The organism is Microbacterium sp. UBA837 (assembly GCF_002296025.1).
Classification (GTDB): Bacteria; Actinomycetota; Actinomycetes; order Actinomycetales; family Microbacteriaceae; genus Microbacterium.
Map to the genome: position 1 here is coordinate 1 of NZ_DBHD01000033.1, position 7,446 is coordinate 7,446.

The window sequence follows — 7,446 nt, forward strand, 5'->3', positions numbered from 1 at the left end:
CACGACACGAAGATACCGAGTCGCACGGAGCGATTCATCCTCGGCCGCGAATCGCCACGCGAGGTTTACACACTCGTCACGAAGCTGCCCGCAACCGGCGAGGCGCGGCCGGACGTTCGGGAAGCGACCCTACGCCGGCTTCACAGCGTCCGGAACGTCCAGCCCCCGCCAGGTTGCCCAGAAACCCAGCGCGGCAAAGACCGAGCCGGTCGCGGCAAGCATCTGCGCCGACGCGTAGGCGTGGAACTGCCCCGTCGAGCTCTGCAGCCCGAAAGCGATGGCCAGGATGCCGAACACCAACCCCGCGATCAAACCGATACTCGCGAGAATGGCGGCAACGATGACGTAGATGCGCCGACCACGGAACTCTCCGCCGCCCGCGTACTGCTTCACCCGCCCGGACCGCAGGAGCCAGAGCGAGGCAAGGCTGCCGAGGCACAGCGCGAGCATGTCTGCCGCCAGAGTGTCGGAGAGCCTGTGCCAGTGCACGGTGACCGTCAGCGCACCGATCAACCCGGCCCAGGTCATGACGATGCCCATCGCCAGGCCCCGCCACCGGAACGGAACCACGATGATCATCGCGACGATCAGGGTCATCGCGATCGTCGTGTGACCACTCGGGAAGCTGTTGTGTCCCGCACCAAGGTCCGCCGGGGCGAGGTCGGGCCGCCACAGGATGAAGCGCTTGAGCGCCTCAGACAGCAGCACCCCGACGACGATCACGGCCATCCCCGCCAGGGCCGTGCGCACCTGCCGCCGCGCGAATCCGATGATGCCGACCACGAGCACGGCAATGGCGAGCGACCACGTCTGGATCAGATCGAGATTGTCGTCGGCATCCGTCGCTTCCCAGGGCAGAACCTGGCCCGAGCCCGCGATAGCCGCGTTCTCCCACTCCTGCCCCCACACCGTCAACACGGCGATCACGTACACGACGATGAAGCCGACAACGCATGCGGCAGCGAGAATCACCCACCGCCTCGCGGCGCTCGATAGCGCTGAAGCGGATGTGTTCTCGCGCGGATCTGTTTGTTTCGCACTGCTCACGGCCTACTGCCCCCTTTGCCGTTGCTGGTTTCGTCGTAACAGTAGCGGTCTCGGTGACGGCGCGACGGCACCGAAACCGAATGTTCCCGGCGCGTGCCGATTTCAGGATGAACGGGGGTTCGGGGCGCTTAAGCTGAGCGGATGAAGCCGTTCATCCTGCTGGCGACCCGCGCGGAGGACGGTCCGGCCGATGAAGAGTACGAGCTTTTCCTGCGCTACACCGGTCTCACGGAGTCTGAGCTGCGACGGGTGCGGCTCGAGGCAGGCCCGATGCCCGAGCTCGACCTCGATGACCTGTCGGGGATCTTCGTCGGCGGCGGACCGTTCAACGCGTCGGATCCGCCCGAGCAGAAATCCGCCGTGCAGCGGCGCGTCGAGGCAGAGTTCGATGCGCTCCTCGACCAGGTCGTCGCGCGCGACTTCCCGTTCCTGGGCGCCTGTTACGGCGTGGGAACGGTCGGCGCCCACCAGGGTGCCATCATCGACCGCACCTACGGTGAGCCGGTCGGCGTGGTGGAGGTGTCGCTGACGGATGCCGGGATCACCGACCCCCTGCTGGCCGGCATCCCTCCGCGCTTCGATGCTTTCGTCGGGCACAAGGAGGCGATGCGCTCGCTCCCCTCCTCGGCGACGCTGCTCGCCTCCTCCACCACCTGCCCCGTGCAGATGTTCCGCGTGCGCGAGAACATCTATGCGACGCAGTTCCACCCGGAGCTCGATGTCAACGGCATCACCGCGCGCATCCACGCATACACGGATTACGGGTATTTCGCACCGACGGAGGTGCACGTTCCCCTCGCCGCCGTCCGTGAACGCGAGGTGCTGCATCCAAGCCGGATGCTCCGCACCTTCGTCGAGCGCTACGCCCGCTGACCGGTCGTTTGCGACGGGCCAGCAAACGCACATTGGCTCTTCTGGCCGGCGACTCGCGCCCGATGTGATGGAGACAATCGGGTGCGAGTGCGAGTGGGAACGGAGGAGGAGTGCGATGCAGGATGCTTCGGTCGTCGTTGTCCCGGGGCTCGGTGGTTCATCCCCCGGCCACTGGCAGTCGATCTGGCAAGCGCAGCATCCGGCCTGGGTGCGCAGCACTCCGGCATCCTGGGACGAACCCGACTCCGACGACTGGGACCGTGCCGTCGGCACTGCAGTGCAGGAAGCTGGCGAGCCGGTGGTGCTCGTCGCGCACGATGTTGGCGACGCCGGACACATCAATGTCCTCAGCGGCCACGGCCCGTGGCCGGAGGGACTCGACCTGCTCCGCGGATTCATCCGTGACCTCGAGGGAGGACGTTGATGTCAGCATCGTTCGAGCAGCTCGCCTCGGAACTCGTCTCGGCGGCGACCGGCCGCACCGAGCTGGTCGCCGCGCTGCGGCCGCCGGCGGGTCCGGTGACGTTGCCGTCGCCTCTCCCCGTCGCCCAGCTCGCCGCCACAGCGGTCGGGGCCGCATCGGTTGCCGCCGCCTCCCTGGCGTACGCACGCAGCACTGGCCGCGAGGTCGACGTGGCGAGCCTCACCCCGGTCGTTCTCGACGGACCCCGCCTGACTGCTGCCTATCGCAGCGAGCAAGTCTTCACCTGGAACGGCGAGAGACCGGATGCCTGGGCCCCGGCATCCGGGTTCTTCGAGACCGCCGACGGGTGGGTCAGAACCCACGGCAACTATCCGCACCACGCGGCGGCGCTCCGTCGGATGCTGGGGCTCGGAGACGACGCGGGCAAGGATGCGATCGCCGCAGCACTGCGCACCGCGACGGGTGCGCACTGGGAAGACCGCGCTGCCGCTGAAGGAGCGATCGTCGGCCGGGTTCGGACAGTGCAGGAGTGGCGAACGCATCCGCACGCCGACGCCGTGCGCGCCTACCCGCTCGTGCGCCGTGACGTGGCGGACCCTGGCGCATCGCCGCTGACGGAGCCGGCATCGTCACTGCCCCTCGCGGGCGTCCGGGTGCTCGACCTCACGCGGGTGATCGCCGGACCTGTCTCGACCCGCACCCTCGCACTGTTCGGGGCGGACGTGCTGCGCATCGACAGTCCCCGCCTTCCCGAGATCGACTGGCAGTTCCTGGACACCGGCCAGGGGAAGCGGTCGACCACACAGCCGGCTACCTGCTCGCGGCATCCGTCATGAGTGCGCTGGAGGCCCGTCATCTCACCGGCGCGGTGTCGCACGTCGGCGTCTCGCTCGCCCGGGTGGCGCTGACCCTCCTCGACGGACCGCGCTCGTCGGTCCCGGCACCCACCCCGACCCCGGACGAGACCTGGCGCGAGCAGACTGTCGATCTCGCCGTGGCGGGAGGGGGAAGCCTCCACTGCGCCGCGCCCACGCCGGTCTGGAACGGGAGCGCACTGGCGTACCCCGCGACGATCGTCCGCTACGGCTCGTCGGTGGCCGCCTGGTAGCGGGCGGCGCGGATGAGGTCGGCCGAGTGCGCCAGATGTGCCCGGACCGCGTCCCCTCCTTCGCGCTGAATCTCGTCAAGATAACCAGTGTGCTCCCGGGCGAACGAGCCCGCCGGATAGTCCGGCCTGACGTGCGTGAGGAGCAACAGGATCTCGGACTCCAGCTGCCGATGGGCCTGCGCAATCCGTGGACTTGCCGCTGCCTCCACGATGAGACGGTGCACCTCGGCATGCGCCCGCGTTGTTGCGAGCCAGTCTCCTGATGCCTCGGCCAGCGCGAGCCGGTCGATCGCCTCTTTCACGGGACGCGTGACAGCAGCCGGCCACGGCGTGCCGTGCTTGGCGCTCACCTGGCGAACGGCTTCCGCCTCGAGCGCACCGCGCAGCTCCTGGAGCGCTTCGACCGCATCGTCGTCGAGGTTGGCGACGCGGGCTCCTCGGTAGGGCGCAATCGTCACGAGCCGCTCTGCCGCGAGCGCCTGAAGTGCGGCGCGCACGGTGTGTCGAGACGCAGCGTGCTCCGCGGCGAGGCGCTCTTCCCGAAGCGGAGCATCTAGACCCAGCTCGCCGGACAGGATGCTGGCGCGCAGCGCGTCCGCAAGCGCTGCCGCGTGGGTCGGACCGGGTTCGCTCTCACGCCGGCGCGGAGACATCCGTCTTCTCCTTCCGGGCGGTCGGCAGTGAGAGCACCACGAGCCCGAGGGCGAGCACGACAAGACCGATCGCCGACGCCACCGTGAGGTGCTCGTGAAGCACCCAGACGCCGAGCAGCGTCGCACCGAGCGGCTCCGCGAGCGTGAGCGTCGCGACCGTGGTCGGGGCGAGCCGCCGCAGACCCCATCCGAAGAGCAGATACGCGACCGCAGTCGTGACGACGCCGAGCCAGAGCGCGAGCGCGAGACCTGCGGGGGTGAACAGCCACCCGGGCGAAGTCGCAAGAAGAAGCGGCAGGCTCACGACCGCTGCCACTCCGAACACGGCGCCCATCGCGGCCTGGAAACTCCAGCCGCGGTCCATCAGCAGCTTGCTGGCCAGCGCATAGAGCGCATACGAAGCGCCCGCGGCAAGCGAGGCAAGAACTCCCAGCGGCCCGACGCCCGCGGCTCCTGCGCCGCCGACCAGACCCGAGACGAGAACGACGCCGACCAGCGCGATGGCGGTCGCGACGCCCCAGCGCAGGCTCGGCATTCGCCGACGGATGAGGGCATCGAGGATGCCGGTCACGATCGGCGCCGATCCCAATGCGATGACCGTACCGACCGCTACCCCGTTCAGGCGTGTGCCAGCGAAGAACGTTGGCTGGTAGGCCAGCACGCCGATCGCCCCGACCGTGACGATGACCCAGGTAGGCGCCCTACGAGCTACGGCCGCTTCGGCTGACGGCGCAGCGCGCGGCATCAGTGGCCGCGTCACCAGGGCGATCGCGCCGAGAATCCCGCCCCCGATGAGGATGCGCGCAGCGCCGACCGAGAGCGGGGATGCATCGACATCCGCGAGCGCCTGCGCCGTTCCCGTGGTCGCGAAGCACAGCGCTGCCAGCACCACGGCGATCACTCCGGTCACCGCAGCATTGTTACACAATGTTCCCGGGTCCGCGGGGCAAAAGCCGACGGGCCTCCGAGCTGCCCGAACAGGGAAACTAGAAGCTCGCGGCAGAGGGCTCCGAAGAAACACCGGAGGGATCATCTGAGACGGGGGCGAGGAAGGATTCGAGCACGACATCATCGTCGGATTGGTATATCCGGGTGTCGGCGTTTCGCGTTCCGATTCCCGACGCCTGCTGCTCGGCCGCGGGAAGCCTGCCCGGCGAGACAATCCTGACCCGCACGCGACCGGTGTCTTCGGTCGCGAGCGTGACGACCGCGTGCCGGGCACCCGAGTGCTTGACCGCGTTGACGAACGCTTCAGTGACGATCTCGGCGGCGCGCTCATCCGTGTCGCGGTCGCGCAGCGCCGCCTGCGCCTGAGCGGATGCGGTGTGGGCGATGGCAAGCACGGCCCGCCACGCCGAAATCACCCGACCGAGGGAACCGAGCGGACCGTGGCGCGACCCGCGCCCAACCTCGATGTCACTGACCGGACCCTGCATCCGCTCAAACGCGTCGTCAGTTCGCTCGCGGAACTGAGCAACCTCAGCGACGGTGGGCTGACGCTCGTCGGCGTGCGCGGCGAGTATGACGCACTGGCTCGTGCCGCTCGCAGCGGCGCTTCAGGTCAGCGTCGACGACCTGTTGCGCGCCGAGGACGACGACGATGTCGTCATCCGTCCCACCCAGCGCACCGACGGAGCGCGCACGACGTGGGCACTGAACCGTGTCGACGGCCGCACGATGGCGATGAAGATGCGCCTGGAGCCCGTGCCCGAGATTTCCGCACCGCGCGTGCATCCAGGTTTCGACTGGTTCCTCGTGATCGAAGGACGGGTGCTGCTGCAACTCGGCGATCCGCGCATCGAGGTTACCCAGGGCGAGGCCGCCGAGTTCTCGACGATGACCCCGCACGCGATCAGCGCGATCGACGACCCGGCGGAGCTGGTCATGGTCTTCGATCGCGAGGGCCAGCGCGCCCATCTGCACCGGTGAGCGGATAGGCGTGACTCCGCCGGCGCCCTCAGGCGTCCCGCAGAACCGCCGCGAGCTCGTCGCGGCTGGCAACGCCCAGCTTGCGGTACACGTTCGCGAGGTGGTTGTTGACGGTGCGCTCCGATATCCCCAGTCGCACCGCGATCTCGCGGCTGCGCTCGCGTGCCGCCGCCCCTCGTGCAACCTGGAGCTCGCGCGCCGAGAGGACTGCACCGTCGATCTCCCGATCGCGGGTGAGCGCCGGCTCGCGCACCGTCACAGAGGCGAGCTCGGCAGCCACATGACGCGCCTGCCGTCGGGCCTCCGCCGAAGCGGATGCCGAACGTGCCGCGTCCTCGGAGAACGTGCGAGCGAGTGCGTCGAGGCCGGCGCTGCGCAACGCGGGCACGAGCCTCATTGCTGCGTCGGCATCCTTGGCCGAGGCTACCGTGGCGGCATCCGCGACCAGGCGCACGAAGCGTGAGGGCGTCTCCGTCGCCGCCACCGCGAGGGTCTCGGCGACTGCCTCTGCGAATCCGAGCCGGATCGCCGTCGACGCGGTCAGTGCCGCCAGAAGGTGATGGCCGTACTGCACAGCTGCCGCTACCGCGTCGGCGAGCGCCGCCGCAGCCTCCTGCGCGCGACCCTCAGGAATCGCCAGCCAGGCTGACGCCTCAGCACGCTGCAGAATGACCTTGATGTCGGCGTGCGCGGCGTCATCGACGGTTGCGAGCATCGCCTGCGCGGCGCCTGCATCCCCCGACATCGCCGCGGCCGTCGCCCCCAGCGCGATGGCCGCGCCGGACAGCCCCGTGAAGTCGCGCCACGCCAGCTGGCGAACGGCAAGGTCGGCGAGGGGACCGGCACGGTCGAGCCGGCCCGCGTGAAGCTCGATCAGCGCAAGGACATATGACCACTGTCCCGCGGCATCCGGGGTTCCAGAGACCCGCTGACGCTCGGCGAGCGCGCGTGCGTCGGTGATCGACGCATCCGCCAACTCACTCAACATCTGGGAAAGATTGAGCAGCTCGCCCGCGTACGGCTGGTCGTGGCTCACGAGATCGGCGAGCGGTCGCGCCTCCGCGACGGCTCCACGGGCTGCCTCCGCGTCGCCTCGCATCGCTGCGATCATCGCCGACGTGAGCCCCATCGAGAGCATGCCGAGCACGTCGACGTCGCGGTCCGTGGAATCGTCGTCGGTCGCGCCGGGTGTCGGTGCGAGTCGAGGCAGCGTCGACACCGCGGCATCAAGGGGAACCCCTGCCATCAGCCGCCACTTGACCATCTCGGCATCCAACGCCACCGACGCGTCCGCCGACAGTGGCGCGCGCAGTGTCGTTGCACGCTCGAGTGCTGCGACAGGATCGGCGCGGCGATACGCCAGATGCTGACCCCATCGCAGCGCGAGCAGCGCGCGTTCGGCATCCGTCTGC

10 protein-coding genes are annotated in these 7,446 nt (G+C 69.2%); 5 read left to right on the forward strand and 5 right to left on the reverse strand.

Going from position 1 to position 7,446, the window contains the following annotated elements; all coding sequences use genetic code 11:
* Positions 1 to 129 precede the first annotated feature (129 nt).
* Complete coding sequence (locus tag B3587_RS02600; protein WP_292726326.1) at positions 130 to 972, reverse strand: phosphatase PAP2 family protein; 843 nt, start codon at positions 970 to 972, stop codon at positions 130 to 132.
* A gap of 216 nt (positions 973 to 1,188) precedes the next feature.
* On the opposite strand from B3587_RS02600, the gene B3587_RS02605 reads away from it, so the two are divergent.
* From B3587_RS02605 to B3587_RS02620, 4 genes are all read left to right on the forward strand, one after another.
* Positions 1,189 to 1,920 (forward strand): glutamine amidotransferase, encoded by a 732-nt coding sequence (locus B3587_RS02605; RefSeq protein WP_292726328.1) that lies wholly within the window; start codon positions 1,189 to 1,191, stop codon positions 1,918 to 1,920.
* Positions 1,921 to 2,035: 115 nt separating this feature from the next.
* A complete protein-coding gene (locus tag B3587_RS02610; protein WP_228178521.1) occupies positions 2,036 to 2,344 on the forward strand; it encodes an RBBP9/YdeN family alpha/beta hydrolase in 309 nt (102 codons plus the stop codon).
* Positions 2,344 to 3,180 carry a CoA transferase gene (locus B3587_RS02615; RefSeq protein ID WP_292726330.1) on the forward strand — a complete coding sequence of 279 codons (837 nt, stop codon included), beginning with the start codon at positions 2,344 to 2,346 and terminating at the stop codon, positions 3,178 to 3,180. The genes B3587_RS02610 and B3587_RS02615 overlap by 1 nt, the downstream gene beginning before the upstream one ends.
* On the forward strand, positions 3,177 to 3,452 hold the full coding sequence (locus tag B3587_RS02620) for a hypothetical protein (protein ID WP_292726332.1): 276 nt from the start codon (positions 3,177 to 3,179) through the stop codon (positions 3,450 to 3,452). The genes B3587_RS02615 and B3587_RS02620 overlap by 4 nt, the downstream gene beginning before the upstream one ends.
* On the opposite strand, the gene B3587_RS02625 is transcribed toward B3587_RS02620, so the two are convergent.
* The 3 genes from B3587_RS02625 to B3587_RS02635 all read right to left on the reverse strand — a co-directional run bounded on the left by B3587_RS02625 (position 3,425) and on the right by B3587_RS02635 (position 5,469).
* On the reverse strand, positions 3,425 to 4,105 hold the full coding sequence (locus tag B3587_RS02625; protein WP_292726334.1) for a GntR family transcriptional regulator: 681 nt from the start codon (positions 4,103 to 4,105) through the stop codon (positions 3,425 to 3,427). The two genes, B3587_RS02620 and B3587_RS02625, sit on opposite strands and share 28 nt — an antisense overlap.
* A complete protein-coding gene (locus B3587_RS02630) occupies positions 4,086 to 5,015 on the reverse strand; it encodes a DMT family transporter (protein WP_292726336.1) in 930 nt (309 codons plus the stop codon). Before B3587_RS02630 ends, B3587_RS02625 begins: the two co-directional genes overlap by 20 nt.
* Positions 5,016 to 5,091: 76 nt before the next feature.
* A complete protein-coding gene (locus B3587_RS02635) occupies positions 5,092 to 5,469 on the reverse strand; it encodes a hypothetical protein (protein WP_292726338.1) in 378 nt (125 codons plus the stop codon).
* 157 nt (positions 5,470 to 5,626) lie between these two features.
* On the opposite strand from B3587_RS02635, the gene B3587_RS02640 reads away from it, so the two are divergent.
* Positions 5,627 to 6,034 carry a cupin domain-containing protein gene (locus B3587_RS02640; protein WP_292726340.1) on the forward strand — a complete coding sequence of 136 codons (408 nt, stop codon included), beginning with the start codon at positions 5,627 to 5,629 and terminating at the stop codon, positions 6,032 to 6,034.
* Between the two features lie 28 nt (positions 6,035 to 6,062).
* On the opposite strand, the gene B3587_RS02645 is transcribed toward B3587_RS02640, so the two are convergent.
* Positions 6,063 to 7,446 (reverse strand): LuxR C-terminal-related transcriptional regulator (locus B3587_RS02645; RefSeq protein ID WP_292726342.1); only part of this gene is annotated, 1,384 nt, incomplete at its 5' end.

Bases quoted from the DNA above. Each gene is read 5' to 3' on its own strand.
- B3587_RS02605 (WP_292726328.1), top strand. From the start codon at position 1,189: ATGAAGCCGTTCATCCTGCTGGCGACCCGCGCGGAGGACGGTCCGGCC.
- B3587_RS02610 (WP_228178521.1), top strand. From the start codon at position 2,036: ATGCAGGATGCTTCGGTCGTCGTTGTCCCGGGGCTCGGTGGTTCATCC.
- B3587_RS02615 (WP_292726330.1), top strand. From the start codon at position 2,344: ATGTCAGCATCGTTCGAGCAGCTCGCCTCGGAACTCGTCTCGGCGGCG.
- B3587_RS02620 (WP_292726332.1), top strand. From the start codon at position 3,177: ATGAGTGCGCTGGAGGCCCGTCATCTCACCGGCGCGGTGTCGCACGTC.
- B3587_RS02625 (WP_292726334.1), bottom strand. From the start codon at position 4,105: ATGTCTCCGCGCCGGCGTGAGAGCGAACCCGGTCCGACCCACGCGGCA.
- B3587_RS02640 (WP_292726340.1), top strand. From the start codon at position 5,627: ATGACGCACTGGCTCGTGCCGCTCGCAGCGGCGCTTCAGGTCAGCGTC.